Annotated in this window: 19 protein-coding genes; 12 read left to right on the forward strand and 7 right to left on the reverse strand. The window is 70.0% G+C overall.

All coding sequences use genetic code 11. The features are described from left to right. Positions 1–71 precede the first annotated feature (71 nt). From SK095_RS16865 to SK095_RS16910, 10 genes are all read left to right on the forward strand, one after another. Positions 72–1,295, forward strand: a complete 1,224-nt coding sequence (locus SK095_RS16865) for a styrene monooxygenase/indole monooxygenase family protein (protein WP_320546904.1) — start codon at positions 72–74, stop codon at positions 1,293–1,295. Between the two features lie 11 nt (positions 1,296–1,306). Beyond that, on the forward strand, positions 1,307–2,509 hold the full coding sequence (locus SK095_RS16870; RefSeq protein ID WP_320546905.1) for an OmpP1/FadL family transporter: 1,203 nt from the start codon (positions 1,307–1,309) through the stop codon (positions 2,507–2,509). A gap of 15 nt (positions 2,510–2,524) precedes the next feature. Next, complete coding sequence (locus SK095_RS16875; RefSeq protein ID WP_320546906.1) at positions 2,525–3,016, forward strand: flavin reductase family protein; 492 nt, start codon at positions 2,525–2,527, stop codon at positions 3,014–3,016. Positions 3,017–3,497: 481 nt separating this feature from the next. Then, entirely contained in the window at positions 3,498–4,526 is a 1,029-nt protein-coding gene (locus SK095_RS16880; protein ID WP_320546907.1) for a ring-hydroxylating dioxygenase ferredoxin reductase family protein, read from the forward strand. Positions 4,527–4,536: 10 nt separating this feature from the next. After that, positions 4,537–5,865 carry an acetylornithine deacetylase gene (locus SK095_RS16885; protein WP_320546908.1) on the forward strand — a complete coding sequence of 443 codons (1,329 nt, stop codon included), beginning with the start codon at positions 4,537–4,539 and terminating at the stop codon, positions 5,863–5,865. Between the two features lie 14 nt (positions 5,866–5,879). Beyond that, entirely contained in the window at positions 5,880–6,641 is a 762-nt protein-coding gene (locus tag SK095_RS16890; RefSeq protein WP_320546909.1) for an aspartate/glutamate racemase family protein, read from the forward strand. Further along, the gene (gene iaaH, locus SK095_RS16895; RefSeq protein WP_320546910.1) at positions 6,638–8,086 is read left to right on the forward strand and encodes an indoleacetamide hydrolase; all 1,449 of its coding nucleotides are present in this window, start codon (positions 6,638–6,640) and stop codon (positions 8,084–8,086) included. Before SK095_RS16890 ends, iaaH begins: the two co-directional genes overlap by 4 nt. A gap of 20 nt (positions 8,087–8,106) precedes the next feature. Continuing rightward, entirely contained in the window at positions 8,107–9,066 is a 960-nt protein-coding gene (locus SK095_RS16900) for a VOC family protein (protein WP_201487756.1), read from the forward strand. Then, positions 9,063–9,920, forward strand: a complete 858-nt coding sequence (locus SK095_RS16905; protein WP_320546911.1) for an alpha/beta fold hydrolase — start codon at positions 9,063–9,065, stop codon at positions 9,918–9,920. Before SK095_RS16900 ends, SK095_RS16905 begins: the two co-directional genes overlap by 4 nt. Continuing rightward, on the forward strand, positions 9,917–10,354 hold the full coding sequence (locus SK095_RS16910) for a lipocalin-like domain-containing protein (RefSeq protein WP_201487754.1): 438 nt from the start codon (positions 9,917–9,919) through the stop codon (positions 10,352–10,354). Before SK095_RS16905 ends, SK095_RS16910 begins: the two co-directional genes overlap by 4 nt. Before the next feature lies 1 nt (position 10,355). On the opposite strand, the gene SK095_RS16915 is transcribed toward SK095_RS16910, so the two are convergent. Both SK095_RS16915 and groL read right to left on the reverse strand, forming a co-directional pair. Then, entirely contained in the window at positions 10,356–10,565 is a 210-nt protein-coding gene (locus SK095_RS16915; protein WP_320546912.1) for a hypothetical protein, read from the reverse strand. 4 nt (positions 10,566–10,569) lie between these two features. Continuing rightward, the gene (gene groL, locus SK095_RS16920; protein ID WP_320546913.1) at positions 10,570–12,195 is read right to left on the reverse strand and encodes a chaperonin GroEL; all 1,626 of its coding nucleotides are present in this window, start codon (positions 12,193–12,195) and stop codon (positions 10,570–10,572) included. Positions 12,196–12,392: 197 nt separating this feature from the next. Here groL and SK095_RS16925 point away from each other — a divergent pair, with 197 nt between their 5' ends. After that, on the forward strand, positions 12,393–12,866 hold the full coding sequence (locus SK095_RS16925; protein WP_320548917.1) for an ATP-dependent zinc protease: 474 nt from the start codon (positions 12,393–12,395) through the stop codon (positions 12,864–12,866). A gap of 12 nt (positions 12,867–12,878) precedes the next feature. Here SK095_RS16925 and SK095_RS16930 read toward each other — a convergent pair whose 3' ends face one another. The 4 genes from SK095_RS16930 to ppk2 all read right to left on the reverse strand — a co-directional run bounded on the left by SK095_RS16930 (position 12,879) and on the right by ppk2 (position 17,381). After that, a complete protein-coding gene (locus SK095_RS16930) occupies positions 12,879–13,292 on the reverse strand; it encodes an archease (protein ID WP_320546914.1) in 414 nt (137 codons plus the stop codon). A gap of 54 nt (positions 13,293–13,346) precedes the next feature. Then, positions 13,347–14,675, reverse strand: coding sequence for a hemolysin family protein (locus SK095_RS16935; RefSeq protein ID WP_201487746.1), 1,329 nt, complete (start codon positions 14,673–14,675; stop codon positions 13,347–13,349). Between the two features lie 137 nt (positions 14,676–14,812). Next, positions 14,813–16,534: a sulfate permease gene (locus SK095_RS16940; RefSeq protein WP_320546915.1), complete on the reverse strand. Its 1,722-nt coding sequence runs from the start codon at positions 16,532–16,534 to the stop codon at positions 14,813–14,815. Between the two features lie 40 nt (positions 16,535–16,574). Further along, positions 16,575–17,381 (reverse strand): polyphosphate kinase 2, encoded by an 807-nt coding sequence (gene ppk2, locus SK095_RS16945; protein WP_320546916.1) that lies wholly within the window; start codon positions 17,379–17,381, stop codon positions 16,575–16,577. Between the two features lie 229 nt (positions 17,382–17,610). Here ppk2 and SK095_RS16950 point away from each other — a divergent pair, with 229 nt between their 5' ends. Beyond that, on the forward strand, positions 17,611–17,967 hold the full coding sequence (locus SK095_RS16950; RefSeq protein ID WP_320546917.1) for a diacylglycerol kinase: 357 nt from the start codon (positions 17,611–17,613) through the stop codon (positions 17,965–17,967). A 263-nt stretch (positions 17,968–18,230) separates the two neighbouring features. On the opposite strand, the gene paaZ is transcribed toward SK095_RS16950, so the two are convergent. Continuing rightward, positions 18,231–20,267: a phenylacetic acid degradation bifunctional protein PaaZ gene (gene paaZ, locus SK095_RS16955; protein WP_320546918.1), complete on the reverse strand. Its 2,037-nt coding sequence runs from the start codon at positions 20,265–20,267 to the stop codon at positions 18,231–18,233. Positions 20,268–20,279: the final 12 nt, after the last annotated feature.

The following is a 20,279-nucleotide window of genomic DNA, read 5'->3' on the forward strand; positions in this document are numbered from 1 at the left end:
ACGCCTTGCTCCACATTGGCAGCCGACTGCACCCGCAGTCCTTGGCAAACCTGATAATGGAGCTGGAGCGCATGAGAAAGATAACGATCGTTGGCGCCGGACAGGCCGGCCTGCAACTGGGCATCGGCCTGCTCAAGCAGGGCTACGCCGTCACCCTGATCTCCAACCGCACCGGCGCGGAGATTGCTGCCGGCCGGGTGCTGTCCAGCCAGTCGATGTACGACATGGCACTGGAATTCGAACGCGAGCTGGGGCTGTCGTTCTGGGACGACAGCTGTCCGCCCACCACGGGCGTGCACCTGCGCGCCGGCAACGAGCAGGGGCTGCTGATCGACTGGCGGGCGCGCATGCCGGCTCCCGGCCAGTCGGTCGACCAGCGCATCAAGATGCCGCGCTGGATGGCCGAGTTCGAGCGCCTCGGCGGCCGCCTGGTGATCGAGGAGGCGGGCCTCGCCGAGCTGGAGCGCTACGCCGCCGCCAGCGACCTGGTGATAGTCGCCAGCGGCAAGGGCGAGATCGGCAAGCTGTTCGAGCGCGACGCCGAGCGCAGTGTGTTCGACCGTCCGCTGCGCACCATCTCGCTGACCTACGTGCACGGCATGCTGCCGCGCGAGGACTACAGCGCGCTGAACATCAGCGTCAATCCGGGCATCGGCGAGTACGTCAACTTCCCCTGCCTGACCCACAGCGGCGCGGGCGACATCATCAACCTCGAGTGCGTCGAAGGCGGGCCGATGGACCGCTGGGACGAGGTCACCACGCCCGAGCAGCACCTGGCCCTGGCCGTCGAGCTGATCGAGCGCTTCTTCCCCTGGGAAGCCTGGCGCTGCCGCGACCTGCGCCTGACCGACGAACTCGGCACCCTGGTCGGCCGCGTCACCCCCACCGTGCGCAAGCCGATCGGCTACCTGCCGTCCGGGCGCACCGTGCTGGGCATGGCCGACGTGCTGGTGCTCAACGACCCGATCACCGGACAGGGTTCGAACAACGCCAGCAAGTGCGCCAACATCTACATGAACGCCATCCTCGAACAGGACGGCGCGGCGTTCGACGATGCCTGGAAGACGGCGACCTTCGAGCGCTACTGGGACTACGCGCAGTGGGTCGCGCGCTTCACCAACACCCACCTGCTGCCGCTGACCGAGCCGGTGCTCAAGGTGCACGGCGCCTGCGCCGACCGGCCGGAGCTGGCCGCGACCTTCGCCAATGCCTTCAACGACCCGAAGATCCTCACGCCCTGGTACTACGACTCCGCCGCGGCGGATCGCTTCATCGCCTCGTTCGCCGCTGCCTGAAGGACGCCGTCATGCTCGAACACAACCACAAGCGGCACTCTGCAGCCGCGTTCGGCGTCCTTGCCGCGTGCCTGCTGCCCCTGCAGATCGCCCAGGCGACCCAGGGCACCATGCCCCATGGCTACGGGGTCAAGTCCGAAGGCATGGGCGGGGTGGTCATCGCCCTGCCCCAGGATGCCCTGGCCGGCGCCTCCAACCCGGCCGGCATGGTACTGGTCGGCGACCGCCTGGATCTCGGCGTGGCCCTGCTCAAGGTCGACAACGGCGCGGAGTTCGCCGGCAGCACCGTCAGCGGCGTCGAGGACCGCGACCTCTACGTCATCCCGCAGTTCGGTGCCAACCGGATGCTCGACGAGCACAGCAGCCTCGGCCTGTCGCTGGTCGGCAACGGCGTGGGCACCGCCTATGGCGACGACGCCAACTTCGGCGGGCTGCAGGAGCCGGGGGCCGAGTTCCAGCAGATGGTCGCCACCCTCAGCTACGCCCGCCAGCTGGACGAGCGGCACAGCGTCGGCCTGGGCCTGATCCTGGTGCGCCAGGTGCTGGACATCGACGGCACCGCCAGTATCGGCCTGCCGCAGGGGCGCGACGAGGCCCACGGTGCCGGCCTGCGCATTGGCTGGATCGGCCGCCTGACCCCGGAGCTGAGCCTCGGCGCCAGCTATTCCACCCGCGGCTACATGTCGAAGATGGACAAGTTCGACAGGCTGCTGGCCGAAGGCGGCGACCTCGACCTGCCGTCCACCTGGGCCCTCGGCGTGGCCTGGCAGCGCGGGCCGCTGACCCTGGCCGCCGACGTGCAGAAGATCCTCTGGAGCGACGTCCGCTCGCTCGGCAACCCCGGCGTGGGCCGTGCCACGGGCGCGCCGGGCGACTCCGACGGGCCGGGCTTCGGCTGGCGCGACCAGACGGTCTGGCGGGTCGGCGCCGCCTGGACGCTGAACGAGCGGCTGACCCTGCGCGCCGGCTACAACGACGCCAACCAGTTGCTCGACAGCCGCGATACCTACCTGGGCATCCTCGCGCCGTCGGCCAACCACCGCCACGTGACGGCCGGCGCCAGCTACCGGCTGGGCAACGGTCACGAGCTGTCGCTGGCCTACGCCCGCTCGTTCAAGGACAAGGTGCACGGCGACGGTCCCGGGCCGAATGCCGTCACCTCGCCCTACATGGGCCAGCACTGGCTGTCCGTGGGCTATGGCGTGGACTTCTGAGCAGGAGCGACAGCGATGATCGAAAGCAGACAATTGCGCCAGGCGCTCGGCCAGTTCGCCACCGGCGTCACCATAGTCACCACCCGCGACGGCGAGGGCCAGCCCATCGGCGTCACCGCCAGCAGCTTCAACGCGGTATCGCTGGAGCCGCCGCTGGTGCTGTGGAGCATCGGCCGGAACGCCTTCAGCTACCCGGCGTTCGCCGAGGCCGGGCATTTCGCCGTGCACGTGCTGGACGCCGGGCAGCGCGGGCTGTCCGACCGTTTCGCCCAGGCCGCGACGGACAAGTTCGCCGGCCTCGAGCTCGGCAGCGGCCTCGGCGAGGTGCCCCTGCTGCCCGGCTGCCTGGCGTCGTTCGAGTGCAGCACCGAGCACCGCTACGAGGGCGGCGACCACCTGATCCTGGTCGGCCGGGTGCTGCGCATGGAAGTGGCGCGCAGCGCGGCGCAACCCCTGCTGTTCCACCGCGGGCGCTATGCGGAACTGGTCTGCCCGGAAACCGCGTGACGCCGCCTGGGCCGTCTGCCGCGGGCGTTTCCTGCGGTGGCGGGATAAGCGCGCAACCCATTGGAGTGCCGGCACCGTCCCCGCTTCCTAAGATCGGGCCATGGCAGCGAAGACTCGCTGCCCGGCCTGGTCCGGCCTGGCCTGGCCGGGCCCGGTCGCCGACCGGCTCCAGTTTCGTCCCGACAGTCTCGCGCTGACTGTCCCATGTTTGCCCGTGCCGTTGCGGCACGGGTTTTTTTTGCCCGCGATTCGCCTTCCAGCCCCCGTGTCTGCTGCCCGTCGCGATATCCGACCACGGCAGCAGGAATTTGCACTGGCGGGATAAGCCGGTAACTCGCGGGAGCGCTCGGCCGCTACCCGCTTCCTATGATCGGGGCAAGTCAGCAGTAACCGGGCGGCCGTTCCAGCCGCCATCCAATCCAGGCGCCCAGCACGCCACCGCTGCTGGTCGCCGATGCCTGTAAGACGGAGGCAACCGATCATGAACGACGCAATCCACCAGGTCACCGTGAATTTCGCCGACGGCGTCAGCCGCAGCTTCGCCGTGCCCGCCGAGGCCAGCATCCTCGATGCCGCCATCAAGGCGGAGATCCCGCTGCTCTACCAGTGCCGCTCGGGCGGCTGCTCCAGCTGCATGGCCCAGCTCGCCGACGGCGACGCGCGCACCCGTCCCGGCGCCAGCTCGTCACTGCTGGCCAGCGAGTACGCCGCCGGCCAGCGCCTGCTGTGCCTGTGCCAGGCGCAGTCGGACTGCACCTTCGAGGTGCCCTACGGCAGCGAGGTCGGTTCCAGCGCGGCGAAGGAAGTGCACGCCTTCATCGATTCCATCGAGCGCATCGCCGTCAACGTGGTGCGCCTGACCCTGGAGCTGGCCGACGGCGACTGGCTGGAGTTCCGCCCCGGCCAGTTCGTGCAGATCGAGGTGCCCGGCTTCGGCGTGCTGCGCAGCTACTCGCCGTCCAGCACCCTAGCCGACCTGCCCCGGCTGCAGCTGCTGGTGCGCCTGCTGCCGGGTGGGGCGATGTCCAGCTACCTGGAGGAGAAGGCCCAGGTCGAGGACGTGCTGACTCTGCGCGGCCCCTACGGCGCGTTCTTCCTGCGCGAGGAGCACCGCCGCGCGCCGCACATCTTCGTCGCCGGCGGCACCGGCCTGGCGCCGATCCTGTCGATGATCGACACCCTGCGCCAGAACGGCGGCAAGAAGCCGCCGATGCTGCTCAGCTTCGGCTGCGCCACCCCGGAGGTGCTGTTCGGCCTCGACGACATCGAGCTGCGCCAGCAGTGGCTGCCGAGCCTGGAGGCGCGCATCTGCGTCGACCGCGAGCCGACCGAGGGCCTGCACCACGGCAGCCCGGTCAGCGCCCTGCGCGAGGGCGATGTGGTCAGCCCGGACACCGTCGCCTACCTGTGCGGCCCGCAGCCGATGATCGATGCCGCCACCGCGCGGCTGGTCGAGCTGGGCGTCGCCCCGCAAAACATCTTCAGCGAACAGTTCGTGGCCAGCCACTGAGGAGCCTCCCATGCAACCGACCGTGTCCGTGCCGTTCTCGGCCGAGCAGATGAAGTGGTACGAGCAGGCCTGCGCGCGCATCGACCCCAAGCGCCTGCAGTACCTGTTGTTCGACCTGACCAACATCCACAGCCCGACCGGCGCGGCCGGCGCGGCCAGCCAGTTCATGGCCCGCCACCTGGAGTCGGTCGGCCTGTCGGCGCGCTACCAGCCGATGAGCGCGACCAGCGGCAACGTGCTGGCCGAGCGCCGCGGCAGCGGCGGCGGTGCCAGCGTGCTGCTCTACGCGCCGATCGACACCCACCTGGAGGAGGGCGACGAGGCCCAGGAGATCCTCACCGGCAAGGCGCCCGAGGCCGACATGCAGATCACGGCGCGGATGATCGACGACTGGGTGTTCGGCCTCGGCGCTTCCAACCCCAAGGGCATGGTCGCGACCCTCACCGAGGTGGCCACCGCGCTGATCGAGGCCGAGGTGCCGCTGGTCGGCGACCTGCTGGTCGGCATGGCCGACGGCGGCATGCCGGTGGACATTGCCGGACGCGATCACGCCGGCATGTCCAACGGCGTGTTCCACCTGCTCAATCGCGGCGGCTCGCCGGACTTCGCGGTGATCATGAAGCCGTGGAACTGGGTCTACCACGAGGAGCCGGGCATGGCCTGGTTCAAGCTGCGCGTGCACGGCACCCTCGGCTACGCCGGCGTGCCGCGCGACATCCCGGGCTTCCGCAGCTCGGTGGTGCCGGCGGCCACGGTTATCCAGGAGCTGGAGCGCTGGATCATCGACTACGCCGAGCGCAACACCTCCGGGCAGATCAAGCCGCACGGCTGGATCGCCGGGGTGCGTGGCGGCGACGTGCAGCGTCCGGCCTTCCCCTCGGCGGTCACCGAGATCTTCTTCGACGTGCGCGTCAATCCGCGCAGCAGCCCGGCCGATGTGAAGGCGCAGTTCGCCGCCTTCGTCCGCGAGCTGCAGGCGCAGCGCCCCGAACTGGAGCTGGACTGGGAAATGTACGGCTCGGTGGCCGGCGGCAGCACCGACCCGCAGAACTGGATCATCCAGTCGTGTCGGCGCGGCTGGGAGCACATCGAGCACCGTCCGCACGGCCAGGCCGACCTGCTCGGCGGGCAGACCGACGGCGCCGCGCTGCGCCGCCTGGGCATCCCCACTGCGCGCATCGGCTGGCCGTGGCCGGCGCAGGGCGCGCCGCTGCCGGTGGCCGAGGGCCTCGGCGGCATGGGCGCCACCTACATTCCCGACCTGATCCCCTGCGCGAAGAAGATCATGTACGCGCTGATCGACACCCTGACCCGCCCGCGCCACGAGCTGGGCCTGTGAGGAGCACCGCGACGATGAGCAAGCGCATCAAGATGATCTTCCCGGTGCCGATGAGCGAGGCGACCCGCCCGCTGGTGGAGTCGCAGCTGCCGGCGGAGCTGATCCGCCCGGACATCGAGGTCAGCTTCGTCGGCGCCGGCCAGGTGCTGACCCTGGCCGACAGCTACTACGACATGGCGATCATGGAGCAGGCGGTGATCGCCGCCGGCATCCAGGCCGAGGCGGAGGGCTTCGACGCGGTGTGCATCAACACCGTCAGCGACTCCGGTCTCGCCGCCCTGCGTTCGCGCCTGAGCATCCCGGTGCTGGCGCCGGGGCAGGGCGCCTTCCACCTGGCCAGCATGCTCGGCCACAGGTTCAGCATCCTGACCATGTGGCCGCGCTGGTTCCCGCTGTACCGCAAGACCCTCAAGGAGTACGGCCTGGAGTCGCGGCTGGCGTCGATCCGCGCGATCGACGTGCGCCCGGACACCGAGGCGCTGCTGCAGGGCAAGGAGGAAGTGGTGTTCGGCCGCCTGTTCGAGGAGGCCAAGCGCGCCATCGCCGAGGACGGCGCTGACGTGATCGTGCTCGGCTCGACCACCATGCACCAGTCGCACGCCTTCCTCGCCGAGCGCCTGCCGGTGCCGGTGCTCAACCCCGGCCAGGTCGCCTACAAGCTCTGCGAGCTGTTCCTCGACCTGGGCCTGGCGCACAGCAAGTTCGCCTATCCGAGCCCCGAGGCGTTCAAGGACGCCGCCTTCGATTCCTTCTCCGCTACCGGGAGCCGCCCATGAAACTGCCCGTGTTCGCGCAGGCCGCCTGCGCCACCGACCTGACCATCGCCGAGGCGCTCGACGCCCTGCGCAGCGGCCGCCTGAGCAGCCGCCAGCTGGTCGAGGCCTGTCTCGCCCGTGCCGAGGCCGCTCGCGAGCTGAACGTGTTCGTCACCCTCGACGCCGCCGGCGCGCTGGCCGCCGCCGATGCCGCCGACGCGGCGCGCCGTGCCGGCCTGCCGCTCAAGCCGCTGGCCGGCATCCCCATCGTGGTCAAGGACAACATCCACGCCGCCGGCCTGCCGGCCACCGCCGGCACCCCGGCGCTGGCCGACTTCGTGCCCGGCGAGGACGCGCCGAGCCTGCGCCCGCTGCGCGAGGCCGGCGCCATCGTGCTGGGCAAGACCAACATGCACGAGCTGGCCTTCGGCGCCACCGGTTACAACCCGGCGTTCAACACCGGCGAGCTGCTCGGCGTGCGCAACCCCTACGACTTCACCCGCATCGCCGGCGGCTCGTCCTCCGGCAGCGCGGCGGCGCTGGGTGCACGCATGGCGCTGGCGGCGCTGGGCACCGACACCGGCGGCTCGATGCGCATCCCCTGCGCGCTGAACGGCTGCGCCTCGCTGCGCCCCAGCCACGGCCGCTACTCGGGGCGCGGGGTGATCCCCATCGCGCCGAGCCGCGACACCGTCGGGCCGATGGCGCTGTGCATGACCGACGTCGCCCTGCTCGACGGCCTGATCAGCGGCGAGGCCGCGCTGCCGCCGGTGACCCTGGCCGGCCTGCGCCTGGGCATCGCGCCGGGCTTCTGGCGCGACCTCGACGCCGACACCCGCGCGGTCGCCGAGGCGGCGCTGGACAAGCTGCGCGCCGCCGGGGTGACCCTGGTGGAGGTCGGCGAGGAGCGCCTGCAGGAACTCACCCAGCCGATCGGCACGCTGGTGGTGATCCACGAGGCCCGTCCGGCGATGCAGGCCTGGCTGCGCGAGCAGGGGCCGGGCATCGACATCGACGAACTGGCCCGCGGCATCGCCAGCCCGGACGTGCAGGCGATCTACCAGCAGCTGGTGCTGCCGAGCCAGGTGCCCACGGCTGAAGGCCTGGTCGACTCCGCGCCGCTGTATGCAGAGGCCATGGCCAGCGGCCGTCCGGCGCTGCAGGCGCACTACGCCGAGCTGTTCGAACGCCATGCGCTGGACGCCTTCATCTTCCCGACCACCCCGGTGGTGGCGCCGGCGGCCGGCCCCGAGGTCAACGAGCCGGCCTGCTTCGAGCGGCTGATCAGCAACACCGAGCCGTCGGCCAGCGCCGGCCTGCCGGGCATCCAGCTGCCGGCCGGCCTCGGCGCCGCCAGCGGCCTGCCGGTCGGCCTGGAGCTGGACGGCCCGGCCGGCAGCGACCGCCGCCTGCTGGCCATCGGCATCGCCCTGGAGGCGGTGCTGGGCCGCATCCCCCGCGCCTGAAACCATTGGAGAGCAGACAGATGATCAAGGCACTGAGTTACGTGGTGGTGCACACCCCGCACCTGGCGGAGTGGCTGAAGATGGCCGGCGAGCACATCGGCATGCAGGTCGAGATCGTGCAGCCGGGCGAGTGTGCGCGGCTGCGCGTGGACGAGAAGGCCCAGCGCTTCGTGCTGCAGGCCGTCGACGGCGAGTCCTCGATGGTCATGGGCCTGGAGGCCAGCGATGCGGCCGCCTTCGCCCAGGCACGCCAGGCGCTGCAGGAGGCCGGCTACCAGACCCGCCAAGGCAGCCGCGCCGAGTGCGAGCTGCGCGCAGTGGACGACCTGTTCCACTTCGACGATCCGGACGGCTGCCGCGTCGAGGTCGCCTTGGGCCTGCAGGATGCCGCCACGCCCTTCGTCCCCGGCCGCCCGCTGGGCGGCTTCCGCACCGGCGAGCTGGGCCTCGGCCACGTCGCCTTCATCACCCCGAAGTTCGAGGAGATGTGCCACCTGTACAAGGAGGTGCTGCAGTTCCGCCTCAGCGACTACACCAGCGTGCCGTTCCGCGTCGAGTTCCTCCACGTCAACCCGCGCCACCATACCCTGGGCATCGCCTACACCGGCGGACCGCGCAAGCTGTACCACCTGATGATCGAGTACAACGACTTCGACGACCTCGGTCGCGCCCATGACCTGGCGCTGGAGAATCCCGACTCCATCGGCGTCACCTTCGGCCGCCACATCAACGACCACATGACCTCGTTCTACCTGAAGAACCCCGACGACTGGATGCTCGAGCTGGGCTGGGCGGGACGCACCATCGGCCCCGACTGGCAGGTCGAGGAGCTGTCCGGCATGAGCCTGTGGGGTCACGACCGCACCTGGCTGCCGGCCGACAAGCGCGAGCATGCCCGGCAGATTCTCAAGGACCTGTCCAAGCGCGGGCTGCGCGCCCCCGTAGTAACCAACAGCCAAACCGCCAAGGTGAGCCAATGACGACCCTCAACCCCGCCGCCTCCCCGGAGGTGGCCAACAGCCTCCAGGTCGGCGACTGCACGATCAACTACCACGACCGCGGCCAGGGCGAGCCTATCCTGCTGATCCACGGCTCCGGTCCCGGCGTCACCGCCTGGGCCAACTGGCGCGGGGTGATCCCGGCGCTCGCCGAGAAGGCGCGGGTGATCGCCCCCGACATGCTCGGCTTCGGCTACACCCGCTGCCCGATGGATCGTCCGCTCGATCCGCAGGCCTGGGTGGCGCAGCTGGTCGGCCTGCTCGATGCGCTGGACATCCCCAGGGTGGCGGTGGTCGGCAACTCGTTCGGCGGCGCCATCGCCCTGGCCTTCGCCCTGCGCCATCCCGAGCGGGTCAGCCGCCTGGTGCTGATGGGCTCGGCCGGCCTGTCGTTCCCGCTCACCGAAGGGCTGGACAAGGTGTGGGGCTACCAGCCGTCGCTGCAGGCGATGCGCGAGCTGATGCAGGTGTTCGCCTGGGACCACGGCATCATCACCGACGACCTGGTGCGCATGCGCTACGAGGCGAGCATCCGCGACGACGTGCAGAGCCGCTTCGCCCAGCTGTTCCCGGCGCCGCGCCAGCAGGGCATCGAGATGCTCGCGGTGGACGAGGCCGCGCTGCGCCAGCTGCCGCAGCCGACCCTGATCATCCATGGCCGCGACGACCAGGTGATCCCGCTGGAGGCTTCCGAGCGGCTGCTCCGCCTGATCCCTCACGCCCAGCTGCACGTGTTCGGCGAGTGCGGCCACTGGGTGCAGATCGAGAAGGCCGCCGACTTCACCCGACTGCTCATCGACTTCCTGTGCGCGGCGCGCGAGGAGAACCCGGCATGAACAAGGAAACCATCCGCGGACGCTGGAACATCCTGTCTTGGGAACAGCTGTACGACGACGGCCGCGTCGTCCATCCGATGGGCACCGAGCTGGAAGGCTTCATCGAGTACGGCCCCTACGGCATGTTCTGCGTGATCGCCCGCAAGGACCGCGAAGCCTTCACCACGGGCGGCCAGTGGTCGGCCAGCGACGCCGAGAAGGCCGCCGCCTACGGCAGCTACCTGACCTATGCCGGGCCCTACGACGTCGAGGGCGACACCGTCCGCCACCATGTGCGCCACAGCCTGTTCCCCAACTGGGAAGGCGGCTCGCAGAAGCGCGTCGCGGTGCTGGACGGCGGCGTGCTGTCGCTCACCGCGCGCCTGGAGGAGGGCACCCCGGAGGCGCGCACCGCCAAGCTGGTGTGGACCCGCGCGTTGCCGGCGCAGGGCTGAGTCACTCCGCCAGACGCCGGTACAGGTAGGCCAGCAGCACATCCAGGGTGGTGAGCTGCTGGTAGTCGGCCTCGGGGATGTTCACCCCGAGGCGCTGGTGCAGGGCGGCGAGGAAGCGCAGCCATCGAGGTTGACCTCGCCGCGCAGTGGGCGGCAGCTCGGCGTTGTAGGCGGCGAGCCAGTCCAGCGCCGCGGCGATGGCCTGGCGCATGGCGTCACTCCATGCCCGGCATGGGCGGCTCGTGTTCGTGCTCGTCCTTGCCGGGCACCTCGGTCAGGGTCGCCTCGGTGAGCAGCAGCACGCTGGCCACCGACACCGCGTTCTCCAGGGCGATGCGCACCACCTTGGTCGGATCGACGATGCCGGCGTCGTACATGTCGACGTACTGGTTGGTCGCCGCGTCGAAGCCCACCGGCCCGGCCTCGCCGAGGATGCGCGCCACCACCACGCCGGCGTCCACCGCCGAGTTCTCGGCGATGGTGCGGGTCGGCGCCTCCAGGGCGCGACGGAGGATCTGCACGCCGGTCTTCTCGTCGCCGGCGCACTGCTCCTCCAGCGCGGTGAGCGCCGGCACCGCGCGCAGCAGGGCCATGCCGCCGCCGGGCACGATGCCTTCCTCGATGGCCGCGCGGGTGGCGGCGATGGCGTCGTCGAGGGCATCTTTTTTCGTCTTCATCTCCGCCTCGGTGGGCGCGCCGACGCGGATCACCCCGACCCCGCCGGCCAGCCGCGCCAGGCGCTCCTGCAGCTTCTCGCGGTCGTAGTCGCTGCTCGCCGCCTCGATCTGCGTGCGGATCTGCGCGATGCGCGCCTCGATGGCGTCCTTGCGCCCGCCGCCGCCGATCAGCGTGGTGCTCTCCTTGTCGACCACCACCCGCTTGGCGCGGCCGAGCTGGCGCAGCTCGGCCTGCTCCAGGCGCAGGCCCAGCTCGCTGGAGATCACCTGGCCGGCGGTGAGCACGGCGATGTCCTGCAGCATCTCCTTGCGGCGATCGCCGAAGCCCGGCGCCTTGACCGCCACCGCGCGCAGCACGCCGCGGATCTGGTTGACGATCAGGGTGGCCAGCGCCTCGCCCTCGATGTCCTCGGCGATGAACAGCAGCGGGCGGCCGCTCTTGGCGATCTGCTCGAGCAGCGGCACCAGCTCCTTGAGCAGGCCGATCTTGTGGTCGCAGAGCAGCAGGAAGGGATCGTCGAGCACCGCCTGCATCTTGTCGGCGTCGGTGATGAAGTAGGGCGAGATGTAGCCGCGGTCGAAGCGCATGCCCTCGACCACGTCGACCACCGTCTCGGTGGTCTTGGATTCCTCGACGGTGATCACCCCCTCGCCGCCGACCCGCTCCAGGGCGTCGGCCACCAGCTCGCCGATGGGCGCGTCGTTGTGCGCCGAGATGGCCGCCACCTGGGCCTTCTCCTTGCGCGTCTGCACGGTACGCGACTGCGCCTTCAGCGACGCCACCGCCGCCTGCAGGCCGCGGTCCAGGCCGCGCTTGAGATCGATGGCGCTGGCCCCGGCGACCACGTTGCGCACGCCGTCGGCGAGGATGGCGTGGGCCAGCACGGTGGCGGTGCTGGTGCCGTCGCCGACCGCCTCGCCGGTGCGCTCGGCGGCCTGGCGCAGCATCTGCGCGCCGAGGTTCTCCTCGGGGTCCTCCAGCTCGACCTGCTTGGCGATGGTCACCCCGTCGTTGCACACCGTCGGCGTGCCCCACTTCTTCTGGATCAGCACCGACTTGGACTTCGGCCCCAGGGTCACGCGGATCGCGTCGGCCAGCTGGGTGGCGCCGCGCAGCACCTTCTCGCGCGCGGCGTTGCGGAACAGCAGCTTGGTGTGGGGCATGGGCGGACCCTCCCTCATCGTGGTGCGGCGGCGAAGTCCTATCAGCGTAGCGAGGGGCCGGGGAGTTCGCCGGCCGGCTTGACGGATCGTTCACGCCGGACGGTCCATACTGGAGCCATCTCATCTCCGGAGGATTCGCCGTGCCTTGCAGACTGACAGGTTCGTTCGCCGCCGCAGCACTGGTGCTGCTGGCCGGCATGCCCATCGCGCAGGCGGGGACGCCGGAGATCTATGGCTGGGTCGAGGAGAGCCGGCTGCTGCCGGAGAACGTCACGGTGAAGAGCAAGCTCGACACCGGCGCGCTGACCTCGTCGCTGGACGCCCGGGCGCTGGAGCGCTTCGACAGGAACGGCGAGCCGTGGGTGCGCTTCAAGGTCGAGGTCAAGGACAGCGACACCGGCCAGCAGGTGAGCATCCCCTTCGAGCGCCGCGTCGAGCGCGACGTCAAGGTGCGCGGCGCCGGCGGTGCCGAGCGGCGCCCGGTGGTGCTGATGCGGATGTGCATCGGCAGCCAACTGCTCGACGAGCAGTTCTCCCTGAACGATCGCGGCGACATGCTCTACCCGGTGCTGATCGGCCGGCGCACCCTGGAGCACCTCGGTGCGGTGGACGTCTCGCGCACCTTCACCCACAAGCCGGACTGCCCGGCAACCAAGGCTCAGGGCAGGTAGCGCCGCGCGGCCTCAGACATCCACTACCGCCTGTGCCAGCCACTGGCCGTCCGCTTGCCGGGCGACCTTCAGCTCGCAGTACGACACGCCCTTGGCCTCCGCCGCCGGCTGGTGGCGCGCCACGTCCACCGGCTCGCCCCAGGCGGTGGCGTGCAGGCGCGTGCCGTCGATCCTTACCTCGAAGCGCGAGAACAGCAGGTGGCGGGTGGCCATGCGGTAGATCAGCGCGTTGAGCCAGTCGACCAGCAGCAGCTCCAGGTCCGGGGCGGCGCAGTCGATGGTCAACGACTGCTTCGGCAGCACGGTGGCCGGGTCGCAGATCGCCGAGGTCAAGGCCAGCGCCGCGCCGGCGAACGCCTCCTCCAGCGTGGCGCCGCTGCCGCGTACGCCGATGTCGGCTTCGTGGGGGAAGGTCTGGGAGGGCATGGGCGGCTCCGTGATCGACAGGGAAATGGGCTCGCTACCTATGGAGTAGCCCAATCAGCCCTTGTGCGCCGGGCCGGCAGCCTCCGCGCCAGCCTGCGGTGTGGTGCGGGTGACCATCACCTGGTCGATGCGGTAGCTGTCGACGTCCATCACCTCGAAGGTGTAGCCGCCCCAGGTCACGCTGTCGGTGCGCTTGGGTACGCGGCGCAGCATGGTCATCAGGAAGCCGGCGAGGGTTTCGTACTCGTCCTCGTGGGGCACGCTGTCGATATCCAGCGCGCGGCGCACGTCCTGGATCGGGGTGACGCCGTCGATCAGCCAGGAGTTCTCGTCGCGGCGGACGATCTGCTCCTCGTACCAGGGCGAGACCATGTCGCCCATGACGATGCTCATCACGTCGTTGAGGCTGATCAGGCCGACCACCAGGCTGTATTCGTTGACGATCAGGGCGAAGGTTTCGCCGGCCTGGCGGAACTGCCTGAGCACTTCGGCCAGGGTCAGGCGATCCGGCACCACCAGCGGCTTGCGGATCAGCGCGGGGTCTTCGAGGGAGATCGGCTGGTTGTGCAGCACCCGCTGGAACAGGTCCTTGATGGTGACGTAGCCGACGATGTGGTCGATGTCGCCGTCGCAGACCGGGTAGGCGGAGTAGGGCTCGTCGGCGATCCGCGAGCGGATCAGCGCATCGGGGTCGTCGCGCAGGAAGAAGACGATGCCTTCGCGGTGGGTCATGGCGCTGGGCAGGGTGCGGGTTTCCAGCTCGAAGATGTTCTCGATGACCTGGTGCTCGCTGGCCGCCAGGGTGCCGGACTGGGCGCCGGCTTGGGTCATGGCCATGATGTCCTCGGGGGTGACGCTGTCGTCGCGCTGCTTGGGCAGCTTGAGCAGGTTGATCAGGCTGCCGACCAGCCAGGCGTAGACCAGCACCAGCGGCTTGAGCAGCGTGGAGAGTACGCGCATCGGGCCGATGACGCGGATGGCGAGCTGTTCGGGAACCGCCATGGCGACCTGCTTGGGAATCAGGTCGGTGATGACGATGAACAGCGAGGTGGTGAGGATGAAGGACACCACGAAGCCCAGGGTGGCCGCCTGCTGCGCCTCCAGACGCAGGGCGAACAGCTCGGTGAACAGCGGACTGAACATGCCCTCGCCGACGATGCCGCCGAGGATGGCCAGAGCATTCATGCCGATCTGTACCACGGTGAAGTAGTGGCCGGGCTTTTCCTGGACCTGCATGACCCGCAGGGCATTGACGCTGCCTTCATCGGCCATCTGCCGCAGTCGCACCGGGCGCGAGGCGGCCAGGGCGATTTCGGCGAGGGAGAAGAACGCGCTGACCAGGATGAGCAGCGCGAGGAGCAGCAGGCTTTGACTGAAGTTCATGGGGAGTGCATGCCATTACGCATGAAGAATGGATACCCGCTGGAGGGTAGCATGCGCGCCTGACGGGGACATGACCCGGGCAGGGATGCCGCTGTCGGCCTCGTCGGCGCAGGTCGGGGCACGGTCCCGCGCGGCGATCATGTCTCCCCGGCATCGCCATCCGCCTGGTGGTCGAGAAAGGCCTTCACCGCCTTGCGCATGGTCGGGAAGTACAGGGTGTCGTCCTTCTCCAGCGCATGCGCCCTGCGCCATTCGGCGATCTCCTTGTAGCGCCCGGCGACCACCAGCTGCACGCCCTTCTCGCGCAGCGTCGCCTTCAGGCTCTCGACCGCGAAGTAGCCGGTGACATCCGACTGGGTGATCGGCATGGCGTCCACCACCAGCCAGCGCAGGCCATCGCCGGCGCGCTCGACGGCGCGTTCCACCTGCTGGCGGAAGTAGTTGGCATTGAAGAACACCAGCGGCGCATTGAAGCGCAGCAGCAGCAGGCCGGGCCAGGTGGTCGCCCCCGGATGGTTGGCCAGCGGGTGGAATCCGGAGATGCCCTCGACCTTGCCGAGCACATCGACGCGCGGCCGCGAGGAGAGCATGACGAAGCGGATCAGCGAGAGGACGAGCACCACCAGGATCGCCTTGATGGCGCCCACCCAGATCACCCCGAGGGTGGCCAGCATGGCGAAGGCGAACTCGATGCGGCTGAAGCGGTACAGGCGCAGCAGGCCGCGCAGGTCGAGCAACGATATCGAGGCCATGACCAGCACCGCGGCCAGCGCGGCGATCGGCACGAAGCGCAGGGGCTCGCTGAGGAACAGCAGCACCAGGCCGATCGACAGCGCGGCGATGATTCCGGTCAGCTGGCTGCGGCCGCCGGCGGCGTCGCTCACCGCGGTGCGCGAGTCGGCGCCGCTGATGGCGAAGCTCTGGGTCAGGGCGGCGGCCAGGTTGGCCGCGCCCAGGGCGGCGAATTCGCGGTCGGCATCGATGTCGTAGTGGTTCTTGGCGGCGAAGCTGCGCGCCGTCAGCATCATGCTGGAGAAGCTGACCAGCGCCAGGCCCAGGGCGGCCGCCATCAGCTCGTCGAGCATGTCCCAGGGCACGCTCGGCAGCTTCAGCTCCGGCAGGCCGGCCGGTACCGCGCCGACCACCGCCACGCCGTGCTGGTCGAGGCCCAGGCCGGCCACCACCACCGCGCTGACCACCAGCGCCAGCAGCGCGGCCGGCAGGCGCGGCAGCAGGCGGGGTGCGAGCAGCAGCACGGCGAAGGCACCCAGACCGACCAGCAGGGTCGGCCAGTGGTAGTCGGCATGCTGCTCGATCAGCTGCAGGGTCGCCGGCACCACGCCGGGCGCATCGACGGGCACCCCGGCCAGCTTGCCCAGCTGGCCGGCGAGGATGTGCAGGGACACCCCGTTGAGGAAACCGACCAGGATCGGCTTGGAGAGGAAGTCGGCCAGCGCGCCGAGGCGGATGAAGCTGGCCAGGATGCAGAACAGCCCGGCCAGCGCAGCGAGGGCGACCGACAGCGACAGGTAGAGTGCGCCGTCGCCGGCGGCGAGCGGCGCCACTGCCGAGGCGACCAGCGCGCAGGTCGCCGCGTCGGGGCCGACGATCAGTTGGCGCGAGGTGCCGAACAGGGCATAGACCAGCAGCGGCAGGATGCTGGCATACAGGCCGACCACCGGGCTGAAGCCGGCGAGCTGGGCATAGGCGACGCCGACCGGCAGGGCGACCGCGGCCACCGACACGCCGGCGACCAGGTCGCGCGGCAGATCGCTGCGTCGGTAGGCGAGCAGCGCGGCCAGCCCGGGGGCCAGGCGCTGCAGCCAGCGGGAGGAGCCTGTGCGTTGCGCTTTGCCCATGCTGCGTCTCTCTGCCAGTGGCCGGCAGGCGAGCCCCGGGTCAGGGCTCCAGCTGGCCGTCGCCGATGTTCGAGTAGGCGTAAGTGAAGACGATCCCCGGGTCGGCGCGCAGCAGGCGCTCATCCTTGCCGGCGTAGTGCAGCCGGCTGAGCAGGTCCTTGATCAGGTTGAGCCGGGTCAGGCGCTTGTTGTCGGCGCGCACCAGGGTCCAGGGCGCCGTGAGGGTATGGGTGCGCGCCAGCATCTCGTTGCGGGCCTGGCTGTAGGCCTTCCACTGCTTGAGCGCCTGGTCGTCGATCGGGCTGGACTTCCATTGCTTGAGCGGGTTCGCCTTGCGCTCCGCCAGGCGCCTCTTCTGCTCCTCCTTGCTGATGTCGAGGTAGTACTTGAACAGCTTGATCCCGGAGCGGACCAGCATGCTCTCGAACTCCTGCACCGAGCCCATGAACTCCTCGTATTCGGCCTCGCTGCAGAAACCCATCACCCGCTCTACGCCGGCGCGGTTGTACCAGCTGCGGTTGAACAGCACGAGTTCCTGGGCGGACGGCAGGTGCGGCGCGAAGCGCTGGAAATACCACGACGAGCGGTCGCGGTCCGAGGGCCGACCGAGGGCGACCACGCGCGTCTCGCGCGGGCTGAGGTGCTGGATGATGCGCTTGATGGTGCCGTCCTTGCCGGCCGCATCACGGCCCTCGAGGATGATCAGGATCTTGTCGTCGCATGCGATGAAGTGGTGCTGTAGCTTGACCAGTTCGACCTGCAGCTTGCGCAGGGCCTTCTTGTAGGTCTTCTTCGAGACCGGCGGCAGAGCACCGCCCGGCTTCGGCTGATCGCCTTGCCTGCCCATATCGGCTTCCTCATCCACTACGGCCAGCAGCCGCTGCCCGTCATGCCAGTTAAGCCCAGGATGTCCGCTCGTGGAAATGGGCGCCGGGGAGAGGGCGGCTGCTTGTCGCCTGCCGCGGTCCATCGGGAAGGGCCCTGCCGCTGGGTGCCCGGGCACCGGCATTGAACTGGCCACAGGGGCTGCCACGGCTTGGCTACCCTGAAGTTCAGGGACATGGGGAGGAGTGGGGATGAAGGGACAGCCGTTCATCAGGCGCGTGGGCTTCGCCCTGCACGGGCTGCGCCTGGCGGTGCAGCGCGAGGGCAGCCTGCGCAGCCATCTACTGGCCGCGGCGGCGGTGCTGGCGGTGCTGCTGGCGACGCGACCGGCGCCGCTGTGGTGGGCGCTGCTGGCGCTGGCGGTGGGGCTGGTGCTGGTGGCCGAGCTGGTCAACAGCGCGCTGGAGGCGCTGATCGACCACCTGCATCCCGAGCGCCATCCGGAGATCGGCGCGGCCAAGGACATCGCCGCCGGCGCGGCGCTGGTGGCCAGCGGCATCGCCGTGGTGGTGGGAGTGGCCTTCGTGCTGGACTGGCTGGCGGGCTGAGGCGCGCGTGCAGAGACGCCTGAATTCAGGAAGCCGAACAAGGTGTCGGGCTGGCGGCGCGGACAAAAAGACGCCGGCTTGTGGCCGGCGCGGAGAGACAGATCTGGAGTCCAACCGAAACGCTGCCGGGAGGCAGCGCGAGGGGCTTGGGGCGGGCCGAGGAACGGGCCCCGCTTGTGGCGGAGCGCCGGCCCTGGGCCGCGCCGCAAACCGTCCTGCAGTGACGCCGCGCCGGTGGGGCGCGGCGAAGTCTGGCGAAGGGCTCAGCCGCGCTTGGCCACCAGGGTCAGGATGTCGTAGCTGGCCACCAGCTCGCCGTTCTGGTTGGTGACTTCCACGTCCCAGGCCACCACACCCTGCGGGGTGCCGAGGCTGGACTGCTTGCCCTGGTCGATCTTGCGCTTGCAGGTCAGGCGCGCCTGGATGGTGTCGCCGATGCCCACCGGGCTGACGAAGCGCAGGGTGTCGAGGCCGTAGTTGGCCAGCACCGGGCCGACGCCCGGGGAGACGAACAGGCCGGCGGCCGCCGACAGCACGAAGTAGCCGTGGGCGATGCGCTTGCCGAACTGCGATTCCTTGGCGGCGATCTCGTCGAAGTGCATGTAGAAGTGATCGCCCGACAGGCAGCCGAAGTTGACCAGGTCAGCCTCGGTGACGGTGCGGCGGTGGGTCAGCAGCGACTCGCCGATCTGCAGGTCCTCGAAGTGGCGACGGAACGGGTGCACTTCGGTCTCGATGACCTTGGCGCCGCGCACGTACTCGCCGGTGATGGCGCTGAGCATGGTCGGCGAACCCTGCACCGCGGTGCGCTGCAGGTAGTGCTTGACCGCACGGATGCCGCCCAGCTCCTCGCCGCCGCCGGCGCGGCCCGGGCCGCCGTGCTTGAGCATCGGCAGCGGCGAGCCGTGGCCGGTGGACTCCTTGGCGGCCTCGGCGTCCAGCACGTGCACGCGGCCGTGCCAGGCGGCGGCTGCCGGCACCACCCGGGCGGCGACGCGCGGGTCGCGGGTCACCAGGGTGGACACCAGGCTGCCCTTGCCGCGGGCGGCCAGGGCCAGGGCCTCGTCGATCTCGGCGTAGCCCATCAGGGTGCTGACCGGGCCGAAGGCCTCGATGTCGTGGGCGCCGCCGGCGGCGTGCGGATCGCGGCTCTTGAGCAGGGTCGGGGCGAAGAACGCGCCCTCGGCGACCTGGTCACCGACGAACTGCGCCTCGCCGCGGAACAGCAGCTCGCTGCTGGCCAGCAGGGCGTCGACGCGGCCGGAGACGTCCTCGAACTGGTCGTGGGAGGCCAGCGCGCCCATCTTCACGCCTTCCTTGCTCGGATCGCCGACCACCACCTTGGCCAGGCGCGCGGCCAGGCGCTCGGCGACGGCGTCGATGCGGCTCTCGGGGACGATGATGCGGCGGATCGCGGTGCACTTCTGGCCGGCCTTGACCGTCATCTCGCGGGCGACTTCCTTGACGAACAGCTCGAACTCCTCGTCGTCCGGAGTGACGTCCGGGGCGAGGATCGCGCAGTTCAGCGAGTCGGCCTCGGCGTTGAACGGGATCGAGTTGCGGATCAGGTTGGGGTGCACGCGCAGCTTGGCGGCGGTGTCGGCCGAGCCGGTGAAGGTCACCACGTCCGGGCCTTCCAGACGGTCGAGCAGGTCGCCGGTGCTGCCGACGATCAGCTGCAGGCTACCCTCGGGCAGCAGGCCGGATTCGTGCATCAGGCGCACGCAGGCCTCGGTGACGTAGCTGGTCGCGGTGGCCGGCTTGACGATGCACGGCATGCCGGCGAGGAAGGTCGGCGCGAACTTCTCGAGCATGCCCCAGATCGGGAAGTTGAAGGCGTTGATGTGCACGGCCAGGCCGCCACGCGGCACCAGGATGTGGGTGCCGGCGAAGTGGTTCTGCTTGCCCAGCGGGATGGCCGGGCCTTCGTGGACCAGGTTGCCGGAGGGCAGCTCGCGGGTGCCCATGCTGGCGTAGGCGAACAGGGTGCCGGCGCCGCCCTCGATGTCGATCCAGCTGTCCATGCGGGTCGCACCGCTGTGGTGGCTGATCGCGTAGAGCTGCTCCTTGCGCTCCATCAGGTACTTGCCGAGCGCCTTGAGGATCTGCGCGCGGCTCTGGAAGTCCAGCTTCATCAGCGCCGGGGTGCCGCTTGTGCGGGCGAAGCTCACCGCCTCGGCGAAGTCGAGCTTGTCGGCGTGGGTGTGGGCGACGATGTGGCCGTCGATGGCGCTCTTCAGCGCCTGGGCGGCGTCGGCGCCGATCCAGCGGCCGCCGATGAAACTTTGCAGGGTGGTCATCAGGGAATCTCC

The sequence above is a fragment of the Pseudomonas sp. AN-1 genome (assembly GCF_034057115.1).
Taxonomy (GTDB): Bacteria; Pseudomonadota; Gammaproteobacteria; order Pseudomonadales; family Pseudomonadaceae; genus Geopseudomonas.

Excerpts from the sequence above, each read along its gene's own strand:
- SK095_RS16865 (WP_320546904.1), top strand. The coding sequence starts at position 72 with ATGAGAAAGATAACGATCGTTGGCGCCGGACAGGCCGGCCTGCAACTG.
- SK095_RS16935 (WP_201487746.1), bottom strand. The coding sequence starts at position 14,675 with ATGAACTTCAGTCAAAGCCTGCTGCTCCTCGCGCTGCTCATCCTGGTC.
- iaaH (WP_320546910.1), top strand. The coding sequence starts at position 6,638 with ATGAAACTGCCCGTGTTCGCGCAGGCCGCCTGCGCCACCGACCTGACC.
- ppk2 (WP_320546916.1), bottom strand. The coding sequence starts at position 17,381 with ATGGGCAGGCAAGGCGATCAGCCGAAGCCGGGCGGTGCTCTGCCGCCG.
- SK095_RS16915 (WP_320546912.1), bottom strand. The coding sequence starts at position 10,565 with ATGCGCCAGGCCATCGCCGCGGCGCTGGACTGGCTCGCCGCCTACAAC.
- SK095_RS16950 (WP_320546917.1), top strand. The coding sequence starts at position 17,611 with ATGAAGGGACAGCCGTTCATCAGGCGCGTGGGCTTCGCCCTGCACGGG.
- SK095_RS16870 (WP_320546905.1), top strand. The coding sequence starts at position 1,307 with ATGCTCGAACACAACCACAAGCGGCACTCTGCAGCCGCGTTCGGCGTC.
- paaZ (WP_320546918.1), bottom strand. The coding sequence starts at position 20,267 with ATGACCACCCTGCAAAGTTTCATCGGCGGCCGCTGGATCGGCGCCGAC.
- SK095_RS16900 (WP_201487756.1), top strand. The coding sequence starts at position 8,107 with ATGATCAAGGCACTGAGTTACGTGGTGGTGCACACCCCGCACCTGGCG.
- SK095_RS16910 (WP_201487754.1), top strand. The coding sequence starts at position 9,917 with ATGAACAAGGAAACCATCCGCGGACGCTGGAACATCCTGTCTTGGGAA.
- SK095_RS16930 (WP_320546914.1), bottom strand. The coding sequence starts at position 13,292 with ATGCCCTCCCAGACCTTCCCCCACGAAGCCGACATCGGCGTACGCGGC.
- SK095_RS16885 (WP_320546908.1), top strand. The coding sequence starts at position 4,537 with ATGCAACCGACCGTGTCCGTGCCGTTCTCGGCCGAGCAGATGAAGTGG.
- SK095_RS16875 (WP_320546906.1), top strand. The coding sequence starts at position 2,525 with ATGATCGAAAGCAGACAATTGCGCCAGGCGCTCGGCCAGTTCGCCACC.
- SK095_RS16940 (WP_320546915.1), bottom strand. The coding sequence starts at position 16,534 with ATGGGCAAAGCGCAACGCACAGGCTCCTCCCGCTGGCTGCAGCGCCTG.
- SK095_RS16905 (WP_320546911.1), top strand. The coding sequence starts at position 9,063 with ATGACGACCCTCAACCCCGCCGCCTCCCCGGAGGTGGCCAACAGCCTC.
- SK095_RS16880 (WP_320546907.1), top strand. The coding sequence starts at position 3,498 with ATGAACGACGCAATCCACCAGGTCACCGTGAATTTCGCCGACGGCGTC.
- SK095_RS16925 (WP_320548917.1), top strand. The coding sequence starts at position 12,393 with ATGCCCATCGCGCAGGCGGGGACGCCGGAGATCTATGGCTGGGTCGAG.
- groL (WP_320546913.1), bottom strand. The coding sequence starts at position 12,195 with ATGCCCCACACCAAGCTGCTGTTCCGCAACGCCGCGCGCGAGAAGGTG.
- SK095_RS16890 (WP_320546909.1), top strand. The coding sequence starts at position 5,880 with ATGAGCAAGCGCATCAAGATGATCTTCCCGGTGCCGATGAGCGAGGCG.